Annotated in this window: 1 rRNA gene; it reads left to right on the top strand. The window is 54.8% G+C overall.

Annotation, left to right across the window (positions count from 1 at the left end):
* A 23S ribosomal RNA gene (locus tag ABD817_RS39410) occupies positions 1-908 on the top strand; the annotation flags it as partial.

The following is a 908-nucleotide window of genomic DNA, read 5'->3' as shown; positions in this document are numbered from 1 at the left end:
GATAGTCGAAGCTTCTGGGAAGTTGCGCCGTAGACCGTGAGAGTCGGGTAGGCGAAATTGGTTGGACTGTTTGAGGGGATCCCAAGTAGCACGGGGCCCGAGAAATCCTGTGTGAATCTGCCAGGACCACCTGGTAAGCCTAAATACTCCCTGGTGACCGATAGTGAACAAGTACCGTGAGGGAAAGGTGAAAAGCGCCCCGGTGAGGGGTCGTGAAATAGTACCTGAAACCGTGTGCCTACAAGCCGTAGGAGCGTAAACGAAAGCTTGCTTTTGTTTGTGATGTGACTGCGTGCCTTTTGAAGAATGAGCCTGCGAGTTATGGTGTGTGGCGAGGTTAACCCGTGTGGGGGAGCCGTAGCGAAAGCGAGTCTGAAGAGGGCGTTTGAGTCGCATGCTGTAGACCCGAAGCGGAGTGATCTAGGCATGGGCAGGTTGAAGCGCGGGTAAGACCGCGTGGAGGACCGAACCCACCAGGGTTGAAAACCTGGGGGATGACCTGTGTTTAGGGGTGAAAGGCCAATCAAACTCCGTGATAGCTGGTTCTCCCCGAAATGCATTTAGGTGCAGCGTTGCGTGTTTCTTGCCGGAGGTAGAGCACTGGATGGCTAATGGGCCCGACAAGGTTACTGACGTCAGCCAAACTCCGAATGCCGGTAAGTGAGAGCGTAGCAGTGAGACTGCGGGGGATAAGCTCCGTAGTCGAGAGGGAAACAGCCCAGACCACCGACTAAGGCCCCTAAGCGTGTGCTAAGTGGGAAAGGATGTGGAGTCGCAGTGACAACCAGGAGGTTGGCTTAGAAGCAGCCATCCTTGAAAGAGTGCGTAATAGCTCACTGGTCAAGTGATTCTGCGCCGACAATGTAGCGGGGCTCAAGTACACCGCCGAAGTCGTGGCATTCACACAT

Origin of the sequence: Streptosporangium oxazolinicum, from assembly GCF_039537505.1 — a bacterium.
Lineage (GTDB): Bacteria > Actinomycetota > Actinomycetes > Streptosporangiales > Streptosporangiaceae > Streptosporangium > Streptosporangium oxazolinicum.
This window is presented reverse-complemented; position numbering and strand designations above follow the sequence as displayed.